The organism is Bradyrhizobium sp. ISRA430 (assembly GCF_029909975.1).
Classification (GTDB): domain Bacteria; phylum Pseudomonadota; class Alphaproteobacteria; order Rhizobiales; family Xanthobacteraceae; genus Bradyrhizobium.
Map to the genome: position 1 here is coordinate 8,345,340 of NZ_CP094516.1, position 22,969 is coordinate 8,368,308.

The 22,969-nt window shown below is 62.5% G+C and carries 16 protein-coding genes; 13 read left to right on the forward strand and 3 right to left on the reverse strand.

Annotated features, from left to right (window positions below; genetic code table 11):
• Nucleotides 1-13: 13 nt before the first annotated feature.
• From MTX21_RS39085 to MTX21_RS39105, 5 genes are all read left to right on the forward strand, one after another.
• Nucleotides 14-1,480, forward strand: a complete 1,467-nt coding sequence (locus MTX21_RS39085) for a DUF1254 domain-containing protein (protein WP_280969733.1) — start codon at nucleotides 14-16, stop codon at nucleotides 1,478-1,480.
• Between the two features lie 553 nt (nucleotides 1,481-2,033).
• Nucleotides 2,034-2,252, forward strand: a complete 219-nt coding sequence (locus tag MTX21_RS39090) for a rubredoxin (RefSeq protein WP_280969734.1) — start codon at nucleotides 2,034-2,036, stop codon at nucleotides 2,250-2,252.
• A 25-nt stretch (nucleotides 2,253-2,277) separates the two neighbouring features.
• The gene (locus MTX21_RS39095) at nucleotides 2,278-3,081 is read left to right on the forward strand and encodes a pirin family protein (protein ID WP_280969735.1); all 804 of its coding nucleotides are present in this window, start codon (nucleotides 2,278-2,280) and stop codon (nucleotides 3,079-3,081) included.
• A gap of 170 nt (nucleotides 3,082-3,251) precedes the next feature.
• Nucleotides 3,252-3,809, forward strand: coding sequence for a tautomerase family protein (locus tag MTX21_RS39100; RefSeq protein ID WP_280969736.1), 558 nt, complete (start codon nucleotides 3,252-3,254; stop codon nucleotides 3,807-3,809).
• Nucleotides 3,745-4,320, forward strand: a complete 576-nt coding sequence (locus MTX21_RS39105) for a VOC family protein (protein WP_280969737.1) — start codon at nucleotides 3,745-3,747, stop codon at nucleotides 4,318-4,320. The genes MTX21_RS39100 and MTX21_RS39105 overlap by 65 nt, the downstream gene beginning before the upstream one ends.
• A gap of 793 nt (nucleotides 4,321-5,113) precedes the next feature.
• On the opposite strand, the gene MTX21_RS39110 is transcribed toward MTX21_RS39105, so the two are convergent.
• From MTX21_RS39110 to MTX21_RS39120, 3 genes are all read right to left on the reverse strand, one after another.
• Entirely contained in the window at nucleotides 5,114-5,542 is a 429-nt protein-coding gene (locus MTX21_RS39110) for a heme-binding protein (protein WP_280969738.1), read from the reverse strand.
• A complete protein-coding gene (locus MTX21_RS39115) occupies nucleotides 5,535-8,513 on the reverse strand; it encodes an FAD-binding and (Fe-S)-binding domain-containing protein (RefSeq protein WP_280969739.1) in 2,979 nt (992 codons plus the stop codon). Before MTX21_RS39115 ends, MTX21_RS39110 begins: the two co-directional genes overlap by 8 nt.
• Before the next feature lie 107 nt (nucleotides 8,514-8,620).
• On the reverse strand, nucleotides 8,621-9,370 hold the full coding sequence (locus tag MTX21_RS39120) for a GntR family transcriptional regulator (RefSeq protein WP_280969740.1): 750 nt from the start codon (nucleotides 9,368-9,370) through the stop codon (nucleotides 8,621-8,623).
• A gap of 133 nt (nucleotides 9,371-9,503) precedes the next feature.
• Between MTX21_RS39120 and MTX21_RS39125 the strand changes: the two genes are divergently transcribed.
• From MTX21_RS39125 to MTX21_RS39160, 8 genes are all read left to right on the forward strand, one after another.
• Nucleotides 9,504-10,706, forward strand: coding sequence for an alanine--glyoxylate aminotransferase family protein (locus MTX21_RS39125; protein WP_280969741.1), 1,203 nt, complete (start codon nucleotides 9,504-9,506; stop codon nucleotides 10,704-10,706).
• Between the two features lie 55 nt (nucleotides 10,707-10,761).
• Nucleotides 10,762-12,045 carry an MFS transporter gene (locus tag MTX21_RS39130; protein WP_280969742.1) on the forward strand — a complete coding sequence of 428 codons (1,284 nt, stop codon included), beginning with the start codon at nucleotides 10,762-10,764 and terminating at the stop codon, nucleotides 12,043-12,045.
• 126 nt (nucleotides 12,046-12,171) lie between these two features.
• Entirely contained in the window at nucleotides 12,172-13,371 is a 1,200-nt protein-coding gene (locus MTX21_RS39135; protein WP_280969743.1) for an aminotransferase class V-fold PLP-dependent enzyme, read from the forward strand.
• 31 nt (nucleotides 13,372-13,402) lie between these two features.
• A complete protein-coding gene (locus MTX21_RS39140) occupies nucleotides 13,403-14,200 on the forward strand; it encodes an enoyl-CoA hydratase/isomerase family protein (RefSeq protein WP_280969744.1) in 798 nt (265 codons plus the stop codon).
• Nucleotides 14,201-14,343: 143 nt separating this feature from the next.
• Nucleotides 14,344-15,330, forward strand: a complete 987-nt coding sequence (locus MTX21_RS39145) for a tripartite tricarboxylate transporter substrate-binding protein (RefSeq protein ID WP_280969745.1) — start codon at nucleotides 14,344-14,346, stop codon at nucleotides 15,328-15,330.
• Between the two features lie 137 nt (nucleotides 15,331-15,467).
• Nucleotides 15,468-16,010 (forward strand): tripartite tricarboxylate transporter TctB family protein, encoded by a 543-nt coding sequence (locus MTX21_RS39150; RefSeq protein WP_280969746.1) that lies wholly within the window; start codon nucleotides 15,468-15,470, stop codon nucleotides 16,008-16,010.
• 10 nt (nucleotides 16,011-16,020) lie between these two features.
• A complete protein-coding gene (locus MTX21_RS39155) occupies nucleotides 16,021-17,547 on the forward strand; it encodes a tripartite tricarboxylate transporter permease (protein WP_280969747.1) in 1,527 nt (508 codons plus the stop codon).
• A gap of 545 nt (nucleotides 17,548-18,092) precedes the next feature.
• Nucleotides 18,093-22,751: an FG-GAP-like repeat-containing protein gene (locus MTX21_RS39160; RefSeq protein WP_280969748.1), complete on the forward strand. Its 4,659-nt coding sequence runs from the start codon at nucleotides 18,093-18,095 to the stop codon at nucleotides 22,749-22,751.
• Nucleotides 22,752-22,969: the final 218 nt, after the last annotated feature.

The following is a 22,969-nucleotide window of genomic DNA, read 5'->3' on the forward strand; positions in this document are numbered from 1 at the left end:
TTGGAGACAGCTCGTGTTTGGACAGATACAAAAGGGCTTTGCGGCGCTCGCACTCATCTGTTGGCTCGCCCCGTGTAGTCCGGGCGGAGCACAAGCGATTGGCACCAAAACCGCGAAGGATACGGCGGTGCCCAGCGAAGCCAGCGTTGCCGCCACGGAGCAGAAGGTGGTCGACATGGTCACTGAAGCGGTCATCTACGGTTTGCCGCTGGTCATGATGGACCTGACGAGGAGGCGGATGACCAATGTTGCACGTCCGAATGCCATGGCAGCGCCCGTGAACCAGTTCGCTCATGCACCCATCTTCCCGCCGGCCACGTTCAAGAACGTGGTACGAGCCAACGTGGACACGTTGTACTCGTCCGCCTTCCTCGACCTTTCATCGGAGCCGCTGGTCCTGTCGGTGCCGGAATCCGGCGGTCGCTACTATCTCCTACCCATGCTTGACGCGTGGACCAACGTATTTGCGAGTCCGGGTTCGCGCACAACCGGAACAAGGGCTGGCAACTTCGTCATTACCGGACCCGACTGGAGCGGGAAGCTTCCGGGTGGAATGGAGCAGATAAAATCCCCGACGAATATGGTCTGGATTCTAGGGCGTACTCAGACAAACGGCCCTGCCGACTATTCAGCCGTGCACGCGATCCAAGCGGGATACACCCTTACTCCGCTATCGAAGTTTGGTCGGCCGTATTCGGCTCCCGAGGGAGCCGTCGATGCGCAAGCCGACATGAAGACGCCACCTGTTGAGCAACTCCGGCGCATGAGCGGCGCCGATTTCCTTGCCGAGTTGGCCAAGCAGCTGACCGCGAATCCTCCGCCCACAGCCGACGCGCCGATGCTGGAGAAGTTGTCGAGGATTGGTATCGTCCCTGGGCAGCCGTTTGACCCGGCGAAATTGGGTCCCGAAGCGGGCAAAAGCCTGGACGGAGCGGTAGGGCGGACGCTCGCCTATTTGCAAGGGCAAGCCAAGCACATGGGTACGTCAGTCAACGGCTGGCACATTCCCAAGAGCAACATCGGAGCGTTCGGGACGGATTACGAGTCCCGGGCTTACATCGCGCTGATCGCGCTAGCTGCGAACCTTCCTGCAGATGCCCTCTATCCGACAACGTTCGTGGACGGAGACGGCAAACCTCTGAACGGCAATAACCGATATGTCCTGCACTTCGGGCCTGGGCAGATGCCGCCGGTCAACGCATTCTGGTCAGTGACCATGTACGACCCGCAGTCCTTCTTCGTCGAGAATGCAATTCATCGCTACGCAATCAGCAGCTGGATGCCGCTGCAGCAGAATAGTGACGGGTCAACGGATATCTATATCCAGCACGACTCGCCAGGACCCGGCAAGGAAGCAAACTGGCTACCAGCTCCGGATGGCGGCTTCAACCTGACCATGCGGATGTACTGGCCCAGACAGCAGAGCCCCTCAATCCTTGACGGAAGCTGGAGCCCGCCCGCTGTGACGAAAACGCCGTGACGTAGGCAAACGCCCGAATAGTGCCAGGATGCTTCCAAGTGCTGGGCTCACGCGATCGGCGGCTGACTACGTGTCGAAAGGCGAGGGCTTGGAGATTCTGAGCTTGGGATGTAGCGGGTAGGTGATCCGGCAGACCGGGGCGGGATCCTGTGAGTACAGTTACCATTCTGCTGGCATTCCGCTGAGTGCCAGCATCGACACGATCTTCTGAGTTCAGCTGTCTACAATTCGATTCCGGAGCGGTTCTCCTGCCAAATTCGGCGGTCGGAGTACGTGGGAACGAGGATAATACGCCCTTATGGGCGCACGCTTCACTATTGAGCGCGGGGTCCTCGTAAGCCGAAAAAGGGGACACGGCACGACGCATCCGCTTGTCGCGCCACACGAATCCTCCCGACCATATCGCTCGCCGATACCTGCATATTGAAGTTGTATTTGTATTCATACACCCCCACGCGCATATCTCGCGCCATCAGATCACGCCTGTCCGACACATAACTCGATACTTGCAATGCGGGGTCGGAGGGAGGTCAGGCAACGCATGGAGTCAAAGATGGCTGACGAACCTTTCAAGCGGCTGATGTGCCTCGGCTGCGGCTTTTCGTACGACGAAGCCCTTGGCCTGCCTGAGCACGGCTTGGCTCCCGGCACCCGCTGGGCGGACATTCCGGACGACTGGGTGTGCCCGGACTGCGGCACGCCAAAGCACATGTTTGAGATGGTCGAGATCGGCTACGCCTCCGGCGGCCCCGATCTGGCCCGCGTCGCCTGACGCGCCAACACAAGGACACACGGCCATGAGCAATTCATTCATCATTCGCGAAGCGGAACGTGGACACGACCTCATCAGGTCAGATGGATCGCGATCTTCCTACATCGCCGGCCATCCAGACGGCTTCGTCACACGAGCGTCCAGCTTCAATTTCCATGAATATCAGGCCGGACGGCCAGGCTTCGGTCCGGTCCGCGTTTTCGGCGACGAGATCTTCCACGGCGCGGGCTGCGGCTACAACATGCATCCGCACCACAACTTCGTCATCTGCGCCTTCGTGTTCGAGGGCGAGCTCACACACATCAACACGGCTGGCGAGGGCATGGTCGACCGGCTGCAAGCCGGCGACTATTACGTCTTCTCTGCAGGCTCGGGCGGCAAGCATTCCGAGCTCAGCGTCACGCCGGAGGACATGCATGCCATCTATCTTTGGCTGCTTCCCGAACAGCTCTTTCTTCCACCGACCTATCACCGTGCGCATTTCGATTATCGACGCCGGCGCAACGAAATCGTGCAGCTCATCGGTGATGCCGACGGCGCGCTGCCGATCCCCCAGGATCTGCGTGTCTCCCGCCTGATGGCCGACAAGGGCCGCTCGTTTTCGTACAAGCTGCGCACCGCATCGCACGGCGCGTACGTGTTCGTGCGCGAGGGCTCGATCCGCTGCGGCGGCGTCGTGCTCGGCCGACGCGACAGCATCGGGCTTTGGGCGACGGGCTCGATCAATGTCGAGGTCCTTCAGGACGACACCGACGTGATGATCGTCGAGACGATCATGATCGATGATGCAAATATCAAGAAGTGGGAGAGCGAGCATGCCGGCCACTGATGACGCGCGCGACGCCACCACCCCGAGCCCACAACGCGCGCCCGCGGCGGTCGCTGGAGTCGCGGAGCTTACCGAACGGCCTTGTAGCCGCCGCAACATCTGCCGATCACTCCTCTGTCAATCCAACCGCACCGACATCAGCTGCCTCGGCAGCCGACGAGGAAACTGACATGCCTATCATGAATGTTTGTTATGGCGCCGGCGATCTCGACGAGACCGCGAAGGCCAATCTCGCCAAGAAACTCACCGACGTGATGATCCGGATGGAGGGCGGAGCGAATACGCGAGGCGGCCGCGCGTTTGCCTGGGTTCTGTTCAATGAACTTGCCCAGGGCGACTGGTGGGCCGGCGGGGAGACCGGAAACGGTTATGTCTCGCCGCCCGGACGGTTCCTCGTTCACGTCAATCTCCCTGAGGGCTACATGAACGCCGAGCACAAGAGCGAGGTGCATGCATGGGTGACCGAAGCGATCCTCGCCGTTACGACGGCCTCGGGCGAAGACGTCGGCCACAGCATTCAGGTCATCATCGACGAGGTGCCTGAGGGCCATTGGGCGGCCGCCGGGCACACGATCAGCCTCGCCAGCATCGCCGACAGCGTCGGCCTCTCCAAAGCAGGCAGCCGGTTTGCGTGGTCGAAAACCTACTTCGCGGCCAAGGCACGTGCGCGTGCCGCTGCCGGCTTTCCTGCCGATACCGGAGGCCTGTGGACCGATCGAGCCAGCTGATTGGGATTCCCATCAATTAACGAGCCGCAAGAGAACGATTCCCATGCCGTGCCATGACGATCTAACATGGAATTGCGAAGATGCTGGCAACACTTCCCTTCAGCAGGAAGACGAGAGGATCAGTATTGACCCGCCGATTTGTACCGCCAAGACAGTCAATCACATCGCGATCTCCGTCTCCAACCTCCAGCGCTCTAAGGATTGGTACTGCCGTACATTCGGGGTGCGGATCATCCAGGAGAGCGCGAAAAGCGTGCTGCTCGGCTTCGGGGAAAGCATGCTGGTGCTGCGCGAAGAAGGGCAGCCCGGCACGATCTCTCATTTTATGTTCGGGATCGACGGCTACAACGCCGCCTGGCTGCAAGCTCGCCTTGCCGCGATGGGGCTGGACCCGCAGCAGGATAGCAACAGTTTCCACGTGCGGGATCCCGACGGGCTAAACGTTCAGGTCGGCGACCGCGATCTCGGCCTGTCTTCCGGTATCATCGAGAACGGCTTCACAATGCGGTAGACTCTCTGGGTCGTAGGTTTGGTTGGTGTGTGTAAAAGGCGGTAGACGTTTCGGATGTGTCGATCCGACAACATGACGCGCTCTTGTGGTTGGATGTTTCGTTGTAACCCATTGATCTCAAATAGTCGGATCTTGGCTCAGTTCGAGAAAATCGGTTGAGAATCAATAGTCGCAGCGTGTCTCTTAATTAGCCGCTCGGTCGATTTCAGGGGGCTTGCTTCAAGCTGCCCCAGATCTCGAGCAGTTCTCGTTCACGTCCAGGACGCCGCAACGAAGCGGGATGAAACGACCGTGAACAGAACGCGGTCGATGCGTCCATTACCTAAAGAAAATCAATATTTTATAATAAACTCACTGCGTTTGGGACGCAAGGGACACTCAGATCGCAACTTGAACCGAATGTCGGCATCGGTGGTTGCGTCTCCCCGATTTGAACCTGCTCGTCGACCATTGTGGCGGCGACGGATCGCGCATGAACGGCGGTTTGTGGCGGGCTATCGAGATCCGACGTTCCGAGTTAGGCTGCTCTCCGGTAAGAAAACAGAGCTTCCGAAATAGTGGGTTTCGCGATGTAGCGGACCAGAGACTCGAACCCCCGACGAATCACACGATCGCAGTAGAATAGTCGACCCCTGCCACGAAGGGCATGCCGGTCCGGTCAGTCAATCCGCGGAGAGCCCTCGGCGTTGGTGCAGTGCGCGTCCTCGCTGGAAATGCCGACGAAATTCCGATGAATAGTTAAGCGACCCTGGCATCGTCCTACTGTGATCTTTCGCTTTCGTTATGGCGAGTGCTATCCCGCGTTGGCCTTCAGCCCCGCGGCCTGGATGCCGGCGATGGCGCAGGCTTCGTCGTTGTCGGAGGTGTCGCCGGACACACCGACGGCGCCGAGCAGCGTGGTGCCGTCCTGGATCAGCACGCCGCCGGGTACCGGCACCAGCGCGCCCTTGGCGATCGTGTTCACGGCGTCGATGAAATAGGCCTGCTCCTGCGCCCGCTGATACAGCGCGCGCGATCCCAGGCCCATGGCGAGCGCGCCATAGGCCTTGCCGTGCGCGATCTCGGCGCGCATCAGGCTGGTGCCGTCCTGGGCCGCGGCGAGCTTGAGGACGCCACGTGCATCGAGGATGGTGACGACAAGCGGCTTCAGCTTCAGCTCGGTTGCTTTTGCGAAGGCGGCGTCGAGAATCTTGCGGGCGACGTCGAGGGTCAGTTCAGCCATGGCTGGTTTCCTTTGTCATGGGCGAGGTCATAGATGGGGTGTCTGCGCGATCGAGGCTCATCGCCAGCACGCGGGCGACGTGAAGGGCTTCGCGCTGCGCACCGTCGTGGATCTGGTGCCGGCAGGAGGTGCCGTCGGCGACGACCAGTGTCGCTGGGTCGGCGTGCCGCACGGCCGGTAGCAGCGACAGCTCGGCCATCTCGATCGACGCATCGTAGGTATCGGCACCGTAGCCGAAGGCGCCGGCCATGCCGCAGCAGCTTGATTCGATCGTTTCGACCTTGAGGCCGGGGATCAGACGAAGCACCTGCTCGACCGGCTTAAAGGCGCCGAAGGATTTCTGGTGGCAATGGCCATGCACCATCGCCTTGTCGGCGACGGTGCCGAGCGCGAGCTGCAGCCGTCCGGCCTCCGCCTCGCGCACCAGAAACTCCTCGAAGGTGAGGGCGTGGGCGCCGACGGCCTTGGCGTCGTCGTCCTTGCGCAGCGAGGCGAGCTCATCGCGCAGCGTCAGCAGGCAGCTCGGCTCGAGGCCGATAATCGGCACGCCGCGCGCAGCGAAGGGCGCGAAGGCGGCAACGAGACGGTCGAGCTCAGCCTTGGCTTCGTCGACAAGGCCCGCCGAGAGGAAGGTGCGGCCGCAGCAGAGCGGCCGGCCGCCGCCCGAAGGTCTCGGCAGATGCACGCGATAGCCGCCCGCCGCGAGCACGCGCAGTGCGGCGTCGAGATTTTCGCGCTCGTAGATCCGGTTGAAGGTGTCGGCGAACAGCACGACCTCGCGGCCGGCCTCCGGCCCGACGCTGGTAGCCGGCGGCACGAAGACGTCGCGGCGGAAGGCGGGCAGCGCCCGGCGCGCGCTGATCCCGGCAAAGCGCTCGAATAGCTTTCGCAGCAGCGGGCTGCGGTTGCGCAGGTTCGCGAGTGGCGCAAAGCGTGCGGCGAGGCCGGCGTAACGCGGCAGATAGCCGACCAGCCGGTCGCGCAGCGTCAGGCCCTGCGAGGCGACGCGCGCGGCGAGCACCTCGATCTTCATCTTGGCCATGTCGACGCCGGTCGGGCATTCGTGGCGGCAGGCCTTGCAGGAGACGCAGAGCTTCAGCGTCTTCATCATCTCGTCCGAGGCAAGCGCGTCGGGGCCGAGCTGGCCGGAGATCGCCAGCCGCAGCGTGTTGGCGCGGCCACGGGTGACGTCCTTCTCGTTCCGCGTCGCACGGTAGGACGGGCACATCACGCCGCCCTCGAGCTTGCGGCAGGCGCCGTTGTTGTTGCACATCTCGATTGCGCCCTGGAAGCCGCCGCCGGCACCGGGCCAGGCGGACCAGTCGAGCTTCGTGTTCAGCTCAGCGACGCGATAGTCCGGCCGAAAGCGGAACAGCGAGCGGTCGTCCATCTTGGGCGCATCGACGATCTTGCCGGGATTGAGGACGTTATCGGGATCGAAGCGCCTCTTCACCTCGCGGAAGTCGGCGACGAGGCGCTCGCCGAACATGGTCTCATGAAATTCGGAGCGCACCAGGCCGTCGCCATGCTCGCCGGAATGCGAGCCCTTGTATTCGCGCACCAGCGCAAAGGCCTCTTCGGCGATGGCGCGCATCGCCTTGACGTCTTTCTCCAGCTTCAGGTTCAGTACGGGGCGCACGTGCAGGCAGCCCTCGGACGCATGCGCGTACATCGTGCCGCTGGTGCCGTGTCTGGCAAAAACCTCGTTCAGCCGTGCGGTGTAGTCGGCCAGATGCGGCAGCGGCACCGCGCAGTCCTCGACGAAGGAGACCGGCTTGCCCTCCTGCTTCATCGACATCATGACGTTGAGGCCGGCAGCGCGGAAATCGGCGATGCCGCTCTGCAGGGCGGGCTCGGTGATCTCGACCACGCCGCCCCATTTGCGCTTGTCGTTGTTCCAGCCGAAGCCGAGATCGCCCATCAGCTCGGTGAGCTGCTTCAGGCGCGCGACATTATCCGCCTGGTCCTCTTCGGCGAACTCCACCACCAGCACGGCATCGGGATCGCCCTTGATGGCGGCGCCGATGACGGGTGCGAACATCGCGATGTCGCGGCCGAGCGCGATCATGGTGCGGTCGACGAGCTCGACAGCGATCGGCTTGAGCTTGACCAGATGCTGGGCTGCGTCCATCGCCTCGTAGAAGCTGCCGAAATGGCAGACGCCCACCACCTTGTTGCGGATCACGGGCCAGAGCTTCAGCTCGACCTTGGTGGTGAAGGCGAGGGTGCCTTCGGAGCCGACCAGGAGATGCGCCAAGTTGTTCGGCGCGTTGCGGGGGACCAGCGCATCGAGATTGTAGCCGCCGACGCGGCGCTGCACCTTGGGAAAGCGCGCGGCGATCTCCCCGGCCTCGCGGGCGCCGAGGTCGAGCATGTCGCGGAACAGCGCCAGCGTCGTCCCGCTTGCGTTCACGTCGGAGAGGTCGCGCGACACCTCGCCGAACCTTGCCAACGTGCCGTCCGCAAGCGTGGCCTCCATCGACAGCGTGTTGTCGCGCATGGTGCCGTAGCGCAAGCTACGGCCGCCGCAGGAATTGTTGCCGGCCATGCCGCCGATGGTGGCGCGCGAGGCCGTGGAGACGTCGACCGGAAACCACAGGCCGTGCTTCCTAAGCTGGCGGTTGAGGTCGTCGAGCACGATGCCGGGCTCGACCACGCAGGTCCGGTTGTCGACGTCGAGCGACAGGATCCGATTCAGGTGCTTGGACAGATCGACGACGAGGCCGTCATTGACGGTCTGGCCGCATTGCGAGGTGCCGCCGCCGCGCGGGGTGACCTTCCGTCTCTCGTCGCGGGCGATCGCCAGCGCCCGCAGCGCCTCGTCCATGGTCTTGGGCACGACCACGCCGGCCGGCATGATCTGGTAGAACGAAGCGTCGGTCGCGTAGCGGCCGCGGCTGAAGGCGTCGAACAGGACGTCCCCGGTCAATTCCGACCGCAGGCGCCGTTCGAGCGAGGAGGCGTTTGTCATCCCTGATCCCGGACTGATCCAACGGGCCCGCTTGGCCTCATCGAATTATTCATTCCTGTTTCTGACCGATTATATTATGAATGCAAAATGAGCAAGCTGGACAGCTCTTAAGGCTGCGCCGGTGCGTCCTCGGCGGCTTCGGTCAGGTGCTCGATCGCGGCCGTCCGCTTGTTGCGCAAGTGCTGGAACAGGATGTCGCTCAATTCGCTGCCGGCGCGGCGGCGCAGCGCATCGAGGATGGCTTCGTGCTCGCGCATGGCCTCGCCCCAGCGCTGCCGCTTGCGGGCGAAATTTGCGGAATAGCGGACGCGGCGAATCCGTCCTGCGAAGTTGGCGTAAGCGGTCTTCAAGGTCTCGTTGCGCGCGGCATCGACGATGCGCTCGTGGATGCGCTGGTTGGTCTGGAAATAGCCGTGCATGTCGCGATGCAGATAGTGGCCGTACATCTCGTAATGCAGCCGCTCGATATCAGCGATTTCATCGTCGGTGATGGCCTCGCAGGCGAGGCGCCCGGCCAGGCTTTCCAGGCCTGCCATCACGTCGAATAGTTCCTCGAGATCGCGTTGGCTGAGCTGGCGTACCCGCGCGCCGCGGTTGGGCAACAGCTCGATCAGCCCCTCGGCGGCGAGCACCTTGAGCGCTTCGCGCAACGGCGTGCGGGAGATGCCGAGCATCGCGCAGAGCTGGCGCTCAGGAACGCGTGCGCCCTCGGGGATGTTGCCTTCGACCACGTAGTCGCGCAGCCGCAGCAGGATCTCGCCGTGAAGCGAGGCTTCCTGGCGGTCGCTGCCATTGCTGGAGGTTTGGCCGGCGGTTTGGCCGATCGGAACCCCGTCGTCGGGAATCGTGGATTTCATATGCAGCACAATAATTTGCCCGGCTAGCCGCGTCGATGTTCACAATCGCATACCAAAATTAGATTGAAAGGACAAAAAATGAATGCAAAATGGGTGAGAAGCCGGGCCAGAGCCCGCCAATAGGGAGGTTTTCATGCATCAGGGACGCCATTTCCTCCAGATTCCCGGTCCGAGCCCGGTGCCGGACCGCATCCTGCGCGCCATGGACATGCCGGTGATCGATCACCGCAGCGCCGAGTTCGGCGAGCTTGGCCGGGCCGTGCTCGAAGGCAGCCAGAAGATTTTCCAGACGTCAGGGCCGGTGGTGATCTTTCCCTCGTCGGGGACGGGTGCCTGGGAGGCCGCGATCGTCAACACGCTGTCGCCGGGCGACAGGGTATTGATGGTCGAGACCGGCCATTTCGCCACCCTGTGGCGCCAGATGGCCGGTCGCTTCGGGATCGAGGTCGACTTCATCCCCGGCGACTGGCGCCGTGGCGCCGATCCCGCCCAGATCGAGGCGAAGCTCGCCGAGGACACCGCGCGCGCCATCAAGGCGGTGATGGTCGTGCACAACGAGACCTCGACCGGCGCGACCAGCCGCATCGCCGAGATCCGCGCCGCCATCGACCGCGCCTCGCATCCGGCGCTGCTGATGGTCGACACCATCTCCTCGCTCGGCTCGGTCGACTACCGGCACGACGAATGGAAGGTCGACGTCAGCGTGAGCTGCTCTCAGAAGGGCTTCATGCTGCCGCCGGGCCTCGGCTTCAACGCGATCTCGGACAAGGCGCGCGCCGCATCCAAGACCAACAAGATGCCGCGCTCCTATTTCGACTGGGAGGAGATGCTGAAGCCGAACGCCAAGGGCTTCTTCCCCTACACGCCGGCGACGAACCTGCTCTACGGCCTGCGCGAGGCGATCGCGATGCTGCTCGAAGAGGGCCTCGACAACGTCTTCGCGCGCCATCAGCGGCTTGCGGCGGCGACGCGCGCCGCCGTCAATCATTGGGGCCTCGAGGTGCTGTGCCAGGAGCCCGCCGAATTCTCGCCGGTGCTGACGGCGGTGCTGATGCCGCCCGGGCATGATGCCGACCAGTTCCGGAAAGTCGTGCTCGACAATTACAACATGTCGCTCGGCTCGGGCCTGTCCAAGGTCGCCGGCAAGGTCTTCCGCATCGGTCATCTCGGCGAATGCAACGTGCTGACGCTGCTCGGCGCGCTCACCGGCGTCGAGATGGGCCTGTCGGTAGCCGGCGTGCCGCACCGCTCCGGCGGCGTCGAGACTGCGATGAAGCTTCTGGAGCAGCGCCCGCAAGGCAATTCGTCGCCGCATCTGAAGGTGGTCGGCACATAGCCGGCCTCTGCGCGCACCGACAATCAAAACAACAGCGACGCGGGAGGGGATTGCGATGGGAGTCCGGCTCAAGGCCACGCATGTCGTACTGGCAATGCTCTGCGCGATGTATTTCATCACCTATGTCGACCGGGTCAACATCGGCACCGCGGCCAGCGAGATCCAGAAGGAGCTCGGACTCAGCAATACCCAGCTCGGCCTGGTGTTCTCCGCCTTCGCCTATCCGTACCTGCTGTTTCAGGTGATCGGCGGCTGGGTCGGCGATCATTTCGGGCCGCGCAAGACGCTGTTCTGGTGCGGCATGATCTGGGCCGCAGCGACCATCATGACCGGCTTCGTGAGCGGTCTCGCCGCGCTGTTCGTCGCGCGCTTTGCGCTCGGCTTCGGCGAGGGCGCGACCTTTCCGACCGCGACGCGCGCGATGCAATACTGGACGCCGTCGACCCGCCGCGGCTTTGCGCAAGGGCTGACGCATTCCTTCGCCCGGCTCGGCAATGCCGTGACGCCGCCGGTGGTCGCGCTCCTGATCCTCTGGCTGACCTGGCGCGGGGCATTCGTCGTGCTCGGCCTCGTCAGCCTGGTCTGGGGCGTCATCTGGGTCTGGTACTTCCGCAACGAGCCGAAGGACCAAGCCTCCATCACGCAGGCGGAGCTCGCGGCGTTGCCGCCGCGCCCCGTCGGCGAGCGGCCGCGCGTGCCCTGGGGCCCGCTGCTGGGGCGGATGTGGCCGGTGACGCTGACCTATTTCTGCTATGGCTGGTGCCTGTGGCTGTACCTCAACTGGTTGCCGCTGTTCTTCAAGAACACCTACGGCCTCGACATCAAGAATTCCGCCCTGTTCGCCTCGGGCGTCTTCTTCGCGGGCGTGGTCGGCGACAGCGTCGGCGGCGTGCTCTCGGACAAAATTCTTGATCGTACCGGCAATGTCCGCCTGGCACGGCTGAGCGTGACGGTTGCGGGATTTACGGGCGCGCTGTTATCGCTGCTGCCGATCCTGTTCGTCCACGACATCACGGTGGTCGCGCTGTGCCTGTCGGCGGGCTTCTTCTGCGCCGAGCTGGTGATCGGCCCGATGTGGTCGATCCCGATGGACATCGCCCCGAAATATTCCGGCACTGCGTCGGGAATCATGAACACCGGTTCGGCCTTCGCCGCCATCGTCTCGCCGCTGGTGGCGGGATTCGTGATCGACGTGACCGGCAATTGGTACCTGCCGTTCCTCATGTCGATAGGGCTCCTCCTGCTCGGCGGCGTCTCCGCCTTCCTGATGCATCCGGAACGCCCGTTCGCGGAGGCGGAGGGGCGCATCCCCACGGCAAAAGTGGTCGCTGCGGAGTAGGAGGTGGGGCTTGGGGCAAGGTCCGCCGGATATGCATGGGAGGCGCCTTGAGGAGAGGGGACAAGCCGGTCAAATGGTGCTATTCGGCGCCCCACCAACACCAAGGGTAGACCGGGAAGGACGCCGATGACCGTGCACACTGGAAGGCATTTTCTCCAGATTCCAGGACCGACCAACGTACCCGACCGGGTGCTGCGGGCGATGGACATGCCGACGCTGGACCATCGCGGTCCGGAGTTCGCCGAGCTCGGTTTCGCCGTTCTGGCCGCGATGCAGCGGGTGTTCCGGACCAAGCAGCCCGTGATCATCTTCCCCTCGTCCGGGACCGGCGCCTGGGAAGCGGCGATGGTCAATGTGTTCGCCCCCGGCGACAAGGTGCTGATGTGCGAGACCGGCCAGTTCGCCGTGCTCTGGCGCGGCATCGCCGACAAGTTCAAGCTCGACGTCGACTTCATCCCGAGCGACTGGCGCCATGGTGCCGACCTCGCCGAGATCGAGAAGCGCCTCATTGCCGACAAGCAGCATGCGATCAAGGCGGTCTGCGTCGTGCACAACGAGACCTCGACCGGCTGCCTGACGCCGCCGCTCGAGGTGCGCAAGATCCTCGATAGGGTGAAGCATCCGGCGCTGCTGATGGTCGACACCATCTCCGGCCTCGGCTCGATGGAATACGAGCACGATGCCTGGGGCATCGACGTCTCGGTCGCTGGCTCGCAGAAGGGGTTGATGCTGCCGCCCGGCCTCGGCTTCAACGCCATTTCGGAGAAGGCGCTCGCTGCCGCAAAGGCCAACCCGGGCATGCGCTCCTACTGGGACTGGCAGGAAGTCATCAGCTTCAACAAGCTCGGCACCTTCCCCTACACGCCCGCCACCAACCTGCTCTACGGCCTGCGCGAGGCGGTGAAGATGCTGGAAGAGGAGGGGCTCGAGAACGTATGGTCCCGCCACAAGCGCCACAGTGCGGCGACGCGTGCCGCGGTCAAGGTCTGGGGTCTGGAGACACAGTGCGCCGATCCTAACGCGCATTCGCCGGCGCTGACCGGCGTACGCATGCCCGAGGGCCATGACGCCGACAGCTTCCGGAAGGTGGTGCTGGAGAATTTCGACATGTCGCTCGGCACCGGCCTGAACAAGGTCAAGGGCAAGGTGTTCCGGATCGGCCATATCGGCCATTTCAACGACCTGATGCTGATGGGCACGCTGGCCGGCGTCGAGATGGGCCTGGATCTCGCCAAGGTCCCGCATCGCAGCGGCGGCGTGCTGGCGGCCATGGATGTCCTCAAGGGACGCGACGCGGTGCCGATGGCCAAGGCGCAGGTCGCCTGAACCAATTTTAGAAGAGAAGAGAGCGCGCGCGATGAACCTACCTGCGACTGCCAATGAAGACCTGCTCTACTCCGTCCAGGACGGCATCGCGCGGATCACCTTCAACCGTCCGCAGGCGCGCAACGCGCTGACTTTCGCCATGTACGAGCGCATGGCGGAGATCTGCCAGGAGATCAACGCGGACCGCTCGATCAAGGCGTTGATCCTGACCGGCGCCGGCGACAAGGCGTTCGCCTCCGGCACCGACATCTCGCAGTTTCGCGCCTTCAAGACCGCGCAGGACGCGCTGGACTACGAGGCGCGGATCGACCGCGTGCTCGGCACGCTCGAACAGTGCCGCGTGCCCGTGATTGCAGCGATCGCGGGGGCCTGCACCGGCGGCGGTGCCGGCATTGCGGCCTGCTGCGACATTCGCATCGGCACCGAAACAACCCGCATCGGCTTTCCGATCGCGCGGACGCTCGGCAACTGCCTGTCGATGTCGAACATCAGCCGGGTCGTCTCGCTGGTGGGGCCGGCCCGCACCAAGGACCTGATCTTCAAGGCGCGCCTGGTCGAGGCGCCGGAGGCGCTGGCGCTCGGCTTGCTCAACGAGGTCGTGCCCGACGTCGAGACGCTGCAGCGCCGCGCCGACGAGACCGCAAAACTCGTCGCCAGCCATGCACCGCTCACCCTCGAAGCGACCAAGGAAGCGGTGCGCCGCATCCGCCGCACGCTGTCGCGCGAGGAGGGCGAGGACCTGATCCTGAAGGCCTATATGAGCGAGGATTTCCGCGAGGGCATGGACGCCTTCCTCAACAAGCGCACGCCGAACTGGAAGGGCAAGTAGGGGCTCACCGGCTTTACTTGCGTCAGCCGAAAGTCATATGCGGCGGAATGTCCGCCTGCTTGAACTCGTCAGTATTAGTCCGCACAATGCACCGATAAATTTCCCGGCATCACAAAGCCAATAAGAACCAGGGGACGAAACTCGTGCGAATTCCAGTGAAAGCCGTCGGCGCTGCGACGGCGCTGTTGTTGAGCGCGCCGGCGTTTGCCGGCTGGGAGCCGACCAAGCCGGTCGAGATCGTGGTGGCCGCGGGCGCGGGCGGCGCCTCAGATCAGATGGCGCGGATGATGCAGGCCGCGATCCAGAAGAACAATCTGATGAAGCAGCCGATGGTCGTCTCGCTCAAGGGCGGCGCCTCTGGTGCGGAAGCGCTGATGTACATGAAGTCCAGCGAGGGCGATCCGAACAAGGTGCTGATTGCCTATTCGCTGATCTACATGCTGCCGCTGTCGGCGAAGATTCCGTTCAACTGGCGCGAGCTGACGCCGGTGTCCGTCATCGCGCTCGACCAGTTCGTGCTGTGGGACAACAGCTCAGGTCCCAAGACGGTGAAGGATTTCGTCGCGGCCGCGAAGGCGGCGAGCTCGCCGTTCAAGATGGGCGGCACCGGCTCCAAGCGCGAGGACCACGTCTTGACGGTCTTCCTCGAGCAGAAGACCGGCGCGAAGTTCTCCTATCTGCCCTACAAGTCCGGCGGCGAGGCCGCGACCCAGCTCGTCGGCAACCACACCGAGTCCAACGTCAACAATCCATCCGAGAATCTCGAAGTCTGGCGTGCCGGCCAGGTGCGTCCGCTCTGCGTGTTCGACAAGGAGCGCATCTCCTACACCAGCAAGGTGACGGACACGCAGTCCTGGGCCGACATCCCGACCTGCAAGGAGGAGGGCGTCGACGTCCAGTACCTGATGCTGCGCGCGATGTTCCTGCCCGGCAAGGTCACGCCGGAGCAGCAGGCGTTCTATGTCGAGCTGTTCCAGAAGGTGACGCAAACGCCGGAGTACAAGGAATACATGGAGAAGCAGGCGCTGAAGCCGATCTTCCTTACCGGCAAGGACATGGTGAAATTCCTCGAGGAGGACGACGCGCTGAACAAGTCGCTGATGACGGAAGCCGGGTTCGTCGCGAAGTGACCACAGCCTCGGCGTCATGCCCTGCGAAGGCGGGGCATCCAGTATTGCACAGAGTTCGACGAAAGACGGCTTCTGCACGGAGTACTGGATCATCCGCCTGCGCGGATGGTGGCCGCGCAATTTGATCTTGCAGAGCCATGTCCCAAACCGATCCAGAAATCGTCGTCGACGATCCGACCGCGCCCGAGGATGACTCGCCATCCGTCGTGAGCGCTGGCACGATCGAGATCATCGTCTCGCTGCTGCTGCTCGCGCTCGCCGCGACGCTCGGCTACGACAACTGGCGCACCGGCATCTCCTGGGATGCGACCGGGCCCGAGCCCGGCTACTTCCCGTTCTATCTCGCCATCATCCTCGGCGGCGCCAGCCTCTACGGCCTGATCTCCGCGCTGCTTGCGCGCCGCGCGACTGCCGAGACCTTCGTCACGCGCGCGCAGGCCCGCCGTGTGATGGCGGTATTCGTCCCGACGCTCCTGTTCTGCCTGGTGACGCAGTTCCTCGGCCTTTATGTCGCGAGCTTCCTCCTGATTGGCGGCTTCATGCGCCTGATCGGCAAGATCGCGCTGTGGAAGTCGCTGCTCACCGCCTTCCTGTTCACGGCGATCATGTTCGTCACCTTCGACATCGCCTTCGACGTCATCATGCCGAAAGGGCCGCTGGAAGCGGCCTTCGGCTACTAGGCGGACCCCGATGGAAGCCTTCGGTCTCCTGGTTCACGGTTTTGCTGTCCTGCTCACGGGCAAGACGCTCGTGCTGATGATGGTCGGGCTCGTGCTCGGCATCTTCGTCGGCGTGCTGCCGGGGCTCGGCGGGCCCAACGGCGTGGCGATCCTGCTGCCGCTCACCTTCACGATGGATCCGACCTCGGCGATCGTGATGCTGTCCTGTATCTACTGGGGTGCGCTGTTCGGCGGCGCCATCACCTCGATCCTGTTCAACATCCCGGGCGAGGCCTGGTCGGTCGCGACCACCTTCGACGGCTATCCGATGGCGCAGCAGGGCAGGGCGGCCGAGGCGCTGACGGCGGCGTTCACCTCCTCCTTCATCGGCTCGCTGGTTGCGGTGCTCTTGATCACCTTCCTCGCGCCGATGATCTCGTCCTTTGCGCTGAAGTTCGGCCCGCCGGAGTTCTTCGCCGTTTACCTGCTGACCTTCTGCTCCTTCGTCGGGCTCGGGCGCGAGGCCAAGCACAAGACCGTTATCTCGATGTCGCTGGGGCTGCTGCTCGCCGGCGTCGGCATGGACACGGTGTCGGGGCAGTTGCGCATGACCTTCGGCTCGGCCGAGCTTCTGCGCGGCATCAACTTCCTGGTCGCCGTCATCGGCCTGTTCGGCATCAGCGAGATTCTGCTGACGATGGAGGAGCGCCTGGCGCTGCGCGGCCACGCGGCCAGCATCTCGCTGCGCGTCGTGGTGAGCGTGTGGAAGGACCTGCCGAAATACTGGGTGACGCTTGTGCGCTCGTCCTTCATCGGCTGCTGGCTCGGCATCACGCCCGGCGGGGCGATCGCGGCGTCCTTCATGGGCTACAATCTCGCCAAGCGTTTCGCCAAGGACCCCGCAAGCTTCGGCAAGGGCCGCATCGAGGGCGTGTTCGCGCCGGAAACGGCTGCGCACGCCTCCGGCACTTCGGCGCTGCTGCCGATGCTGGCGCTCGGCATCCCCGGCTCCGGCACCGCCGCGATCCTGCTCGGCGGGTTGATGGTGTGGGGGCTCAATCCGGGGCCTCTGCTGTTCGTCGAGCACAAGGATTTCGTCTGGGGCCTGATTGCCTCGATGTATCTCGGCAACGTCGTCGGCCTCGCCCTGGTGCTGACCACGGTGCCGATCTTCGCGTCCATCCTGCGCGTGCCGTTCGCGGCGGTCGCGCCGATGATCGTGGTGTCCTGCGCGATCGGTGCCTACGCGATCCAGAACGCGATGTTCGACATCTGGCTGATGCTGGGCTTCGGCGTCGTCGGCTACGTCTTCAAGAAGATCGGCATTCCGCTGGCGCCGTTCACGCTGGCCCTAGTGCTCGGCAACCGCGCCGAGGATGCCTTCCGCCTGTCGATGATCGGCTCTGCGGGTGACCTCAGGGTGTTCTGGTCGAACGGGTTGGTCGGTTCGATCACGACGCTGGCGATCGTGCTGCTGTTCTGGCCGGTGATCGACGGCCTGATGGGCCGCTTCGGATTGACGCAACGGAGGGCATCCGCCCCGTCAACCCGTCAGTGAGACCGCCGCCCGAAAGGTGAGGCTTTGCCTTTGCCTGCCCGCTTCGGACAACCCCAATCTCGAAAACGTGAAGGGTGGTCAACCCAGCCCTTTGACCTCGCTATCAAGTCGGGCCAATTGGTGACCTGCCGCCGCTAGGTCGTGGCCTCACAGGATAGGCTAGGACTTGGCTTCTGCTGGCGGCCGCCTTTGTTCCGCGGCGATTCTGTTCGAATTTTGGCCGATCCGCGAAATCGAGGATGGCGCGCTTCACTAACGACGCGCCACGTTTAGCTACTTCGGGATCTCCGCAGCCGTTCACTAACATAGGCTAGCAAGGAACTCCCTTCCGGTTTTTTTCCTGACCCGCGACAGATTTTCCGATTCGACTTGCTGGTCGTGCGTGCGCTGTACTCGTGGCGACACCCAGAACGTGCAACCCACGGATGATCCGTCGGAGAAGACGTTCGGAGGTGGTTTGTAGAACAGGCGTTGCGCGGACGTTTAGTTCGGCGCCTTACCGCATGGCGCTCCAACTACATTTTTTATTTTAAGGGGTCACAAAGATGGCCACCACCATTGGCAACCTGATTACCCTCGATGGCCAATTCACGGACTGGCCGGCCACCGACTCCCTGATGACACCGGATAATTTCGTTGCCGGCTATCAGGTGTACGGCGCGCTTCTCAATGACACCACGCTGGGCAACACCTACGTCTTCGGCATCGACACAACCAGCGGGGCTGCGGTCATCGGCGTCGGCACCACCATTTACCTCAACACCGATCAAAACACGGCGACGGGCTATAGCCCAGCCGGCGCCGTAGGCGCGGAATATGAAGTGCAATTCTCCACGTTGGGCGGGACGCTTGCGCCGTATCTGTATTCGCTCACGGCCACCGGAACGCCAACGCTGCTCAACGGCGGCGCACCGCTGAATTTCGCGATCTCGAGCGATGGCAAAAGTGTTGAGCTTGCCGTTCCTCAGTCACTGCTTACGCCGAGCGGCGGGGCGGCACCGCACTCGATCAGCTTCAATTTCTTGAGCAACAATGGCGCCGTCGCCCTGCCCAGCGACTTTAGTAAACCCGAATACAACATCACGGATCCCTCAACACTCATCCCTGTCGATCATAGCGTGAAGAAGGTCGCGATCGTCTATTCCGCGACGACCGCCGCGCAGTACTTCGGAGGCGGAGCTGCAGGCCAGACTGCATATGCGGACCTCTTCATGGCTGCGCAACATCAAGCGCAGGCCGCGGGTGTGTCCTATGACATCCTTACAGAAGCCGACCTGACGAACGTGGCGAAGATGGCGCAATACAGTGCGCTGATCTTCCCGGATATGCAGAACGTCCAGAGTAGCCAGGCCGCGGCCATCGAAAGCGCGCTCCACCAGGTCGTCTACGATTACCACGTGCCGATCATCACGGCCGGTCAGTTCATGACCAACGATCAGACCGGCGCCGCCTTTGCGGCCCCCTATGCCGCCATGCAGTCGCTACTGGACCTGACTCAGAGTTCGTTCGGCACGGCAACCTATTCCGTGACGGCGGATGCGACGGCGCTTGCCAACCACAATTCAGTGGTCTCCGGATACGGGCCGGGAGAGTTGATCGGAGGAGCGAGCGGACAGTTTGCTGGCACGACCGCTGGCCTCTACACGAACACTGGTTATCTTACTTTTTCCGGCGTTACCAAACCCGCAACGGTTCTCGCGGACATCAATATTCAAGGTGGCGCTTCGGTCGCGGGCGTGGTTCAGACCACCACTGGAGCTACCAACACGCATTTCGCTACGACTGGTCTGCTGGGCGACAGCAATCTGCTGCAGCACGCGATCCAGAATGCCGTGTTCGGTACCACCCCGAGCCTGACGCTCGACATCACGCGGATGGCCGGTGTTGTCGACTCTCGTACCGACCTCGATCAATCGCAGTTTCCCGCCGATGTCTCGCCGGCGGGAAAACCCGGGATCTACGACGTGTTGCTCCCGATCCTGCAACAGTGGAAGCAGCAGTACAATTTCGTTGGCAGCTACTACGCCAATATCGGCGACAACGCCAATCCTGCCAATAACAACTCAACCAATTGGGCCGTGTCCGCTCCCATCTACAAAGCGCTCATCGCGATGGGCAACGAGTTCGGAACACACTCCTATACTCACCTGATCAACCCGCCGACAATCGATGCGAACGGCAATCCGGTGCCGACCGCGACTTGGGATGAGAACACCAATACTCTCTACGTCACACCCCCCGCAAATGGCTCGGCGCCGAACTGGACGTTCGCTTACGAATTCGGGCAGTCGAAGACGATTTTTCAGCAGCAGCTCGGGATTACACTTGCTGGTACAGCAGTCCCTGGGGCGAGCGACACCGCCGCAACCGCGCACCAGATTCTGCAGTATTTCCCAACAACGCCGGGTGGTCTGACCGGGTATGTCTCCGGCGGGTGGACGGGCGTCGGCTCGGGCTATCCGAATGCCTTCGGCTACCTCAGCCCCAACGACACGAACTCCGTTTACATCGCTCCGAACATCACCTTCGATTTTACCGAGATTCAGTTCGACAAGAAGACTCCCGCGCAGGCCCTCGCAGATTGGGAGACGCTGTTCAACCAGCTTTCCGCAAACTCGGACACGCCCGTGATCGTATGGCCCTGGCATGACTATGGGCCGACCGACTGGAACACCAGCGGCACGACTACAGATCCGGGCTACACCTCGGCCATGTTCACGAACTTCATCGCTTACGCTTACAACAAAGGCTATGAGTTCGTGACCTCGGAGGATCTCGCCGCGCGCATTGCTGCGGAGCAAAAGGCGACGCTTTCCGAAACGACCAGCGGCAACGTCATCACCGCCAAAATTACACCTGACCCGACCGCTCTCGATCTCGGTGCCATGGCATTGAATGTCACCAATGGCGGTACCCAGGTCATTCAAAACGCTGGCAATTGGTACGCCTACGACAGCCACAGCGTCTTCCTGCCCTATGGTGGCGGCACCTTCACCGTCACGCTCGGCACCACGCAGGATGACGTTACCCATATCGACGCGCTGCCCATGCGTGCCGACCTCAAGTCGGTCACCGGCAACGGGTCAAATCTTGCGTTCTCGATGACGGGCGACGGTGTCGTCGACGTTCACGTCAAGACGCCGGGCACAAACATCGTCTCTATCCAGGGCGCGCCGACAGCCACCTTGAACGGCGATGATCTGTCACTGACGTTCAACGACGGCGCCCTGGCGCTATCGGCAACCTCGCCGCAAGGCACGCCGGTTTTGCATAACGTGACGATTACGGATGGCGCAACCGCGGTTGAGACCGCCGGCAATGACATCATTTTCGGTGGCTCTGGGACGACCGATACCGTCACGTGGACCGGTGCGGAAAACAACTACGCCATAACCTACAATGCGGCGACGCAGACCTTCACGGTTAGCGACCACCGCGCCGGTTCGCCCGATGGCACGGATACGGTATCCGGCATCGAGAATTTCAAGTTCTCCGATGCAACATATGCGAGCTCCAACTTCACCACCGCGCCGGTCACGATCGAGTCGTTCGGTTCGACGAGCCTGCTCCAGCAGGGCAGCTACTACGAGCTCGGCGTTTCCGGTCCGATGCTGAAGGACGGCGGAGCGCCAGCGGTTAGCGGGTCATTGGTGGCGATCGGAGCCGAGCAAACGGCAAGCGGGTTTGACGTCGCCTGGAAGATGTCAGGCGCGGACAGCTATACGGTGTGGACCACCGATGCGAACGGCAACCATCTCACGAATCTCCTGCAGTCGGTATCGGGTGCCGCCGTTACCCTGGAAAATCTTGAACTCACCTTCCATCAGGATCTGAACGGAGATGGCAGGATCGGGGTGCTGACCACGCTCAGTGATTTCGATGGGAACCACAAAGCCGACATTCTCTGGCAAAATAGCGACGGAACGATAGCAGTCTGGAACGACGGGCAGCTTGCTGGAGCGCACAATCTAGCCAATGCGGGCGTGGTGCCGAGCGACTTTCACATTGTCGGATCTGGAGATTTCGACGGCAATGGACGCGCCGACATTCTCTGGCAGAGGGAGGACGGCACGGTCTCGATCTGGGACGATGGGCAAATCTCGAGCGCACATTGGATTGCGAATCCGGGCGTGGTGCCGAGCAGTTGGCACATTGCCGGTATTGGCGACTTCGATGGTAACGGCCGCAGCGACATACTTTGGCAAAATAGTAACGGAGCGGTCTCGCTATGGGACAATGGGCAGATTTCCAGCGCACATTGGATTGCGAATCCGGGAGTCGTGCCAAGCAGTTGGCATATCGCCGGGACCGGTGATTTCGATGGTAACGGTCATACAGATATCCTTTGGCAAAACGATAATGGCGCAGTTTCGATCTGGGATAATGGTCAGATTGGCAGTGCCCACATCGTCGCCGCCGCCGGCTTAGTGGCAAGCACCTGGCACATCGTCGGCACGGGAGACTTCAACGGTGATGGACGTAGCGACATTCTTTGGCAGAATGACAATGGCGCAGTGTCGATTTGGGACAACGGTCAGATCGGCAGTGCTCATATTGTGGCAGCCGCCGGTGTGGTTGCGAGTAGCTGGCACATCGCTGGCATCGGCGATTTCGATGGGAATGGGTTCGCCGATATACAGTGGCGGAACGATAACGGCGCAGTCTCAATCTGGGATAACGGCCAGATAGGTAGCGCCCACATTGTGGCGAATGCAGGTGTGATGCCAAGCACGTGGCATGTTGGCGCAGATGGTGTGACGAATGAAATTCTGACAGGTGGGTCGGGTAATACCATCCTCTCGGGGGGGCCGGGCACTAACACACTGATTGCGGGCCCAGGAAATGACTTGATGTCTGGCGGTCCCGGAGCCGATACCTTCGTATTTGCGCCAGTGAACCCGACCGTTTCAAATGGCGTCTACCATGCCGGCTTTGGCAATGATGTCATCACCGACTTCACAGCTAGCTCTGACAACATCAATCATGACGTCTTGCAGTTTGCATCGTCGATGTTTGCGACGGGGACCACCGCTACTTCGCTTGCTGCTGGAACAGCTCATAACGCTGCGGGCGGGTTAGTTGCGCTAGCGCAGCATGGCAGCGATGTCGTGATCACCGTGGATCCAACGGACACGATCACGTTGAGCAATGTGTCACTGACAGTACTCAAGGCGAGCGCCGCGGCAGATTTCCACTTGGTTTGAAGGAGTCCTCGGCGTGAAGTGTTGCGCCGGTCTGCGCGGCCGTAGAACGGGTTCTTCGGATCCGGTCCGATCACCTTGCACTTGCAGAGCTCGGGGCGGCCGTTGAGATCGGCCGGCATTGGGGTGACGTAGGACCTTATGGAGTATCCAAGTTATTCTCACGGATATCTCCAGAACAACCGGTGAGGGGATAACGCACGACAGTGCCAGCATCGGGC

Coding starts and splice junctions, on each gene's coding strand:
- MTX21_RS39090 (WP_280969734.1), top strand. CDS start 2,034: ATGGCTGACGAACCTTTCAAGCGGCTGATGTGCCTCGGCTGCGGCTTT.
- MTX21_RS39095 (WP_280969735.1), top strand. CDS start 2,278: ATGAGCAATTCATTCATCATTCGCGAAGCGGAACGTGGACACGACCTC.
- MTX21_RS39100 (WP_280969736.1), top strand. CDS start 3,252: ATGCCTATCATGAATGTTTGTTATGGCGCCGGCGATCTCGACGAGACC.
- MTX21_RS39110 (WP_280969738.1), bottom strand. CDS start 5,542: ATGGCTGAACTGACCCTCGACGTCGCCCGCAAGATTCTCGACGCCGCC.
- MTX21_RS39115 (WP_280969739.1), bottom strand. CDS start 8,513: ATGACAAACGCCTCCTCGCTCGAACGGCGCCTGCGGTCGGAATTGACC.
- MTX21_RS39120 (WP_280969740.1), bottom strand. CDS start 9,370: ATGAAATCCACGATTCCCGACGACGGGGTTCCGATCGGCCAAACCGCC.
- MTX21_RS39125 (WP_280969741.1), top strand. CDS start 9,504: ATGCATCAGGGACGCCATTTCCTCCAGATTCCCGGTCCGAGCCCGGTG.
- MTX21_RS39130 (WP_280969742.1), top strand. CDS start 10,762: ATGGGAGTCCGGCTCAAGGCCACGCATGTCGTACTGGCAATGCTCTGC.
- MTX21_RS39135 (WP_280969743.1), top strand. CDS start 12,172: ATGACCGTGCACACTGGAAGGCATTTTCTCCAGATTCCAGGACCGACC.
- MTX21_RS39140 (WP_280969744.1), top strand. CDS start 13,403: ATGAACCTACCTGCGACTGCCAATGAAGACCTGCTCTACTCCGTCCAG.
- MTX21_RS39150 (WP_280969746.1), top strand. CDS start 15,468: ATGTCCCAAACCGATCCAGAAATCGTCGTCGACGATCCGACCGCGCCC.
- MTX21_RS39155 (WP_280969747.1), top strand. CDS start 16,021: ATGGAAGCCTTCGGTCTCCTGGTTCACGGTTTTGCTGTCCTGCTCACG.
- MTX21_RS39160 (WP_280969748.1), top strand. CDS start 18,093: ATGGCCACCACCATTGGCAACCTGATTACCCTCGATGGCCAATTCACG.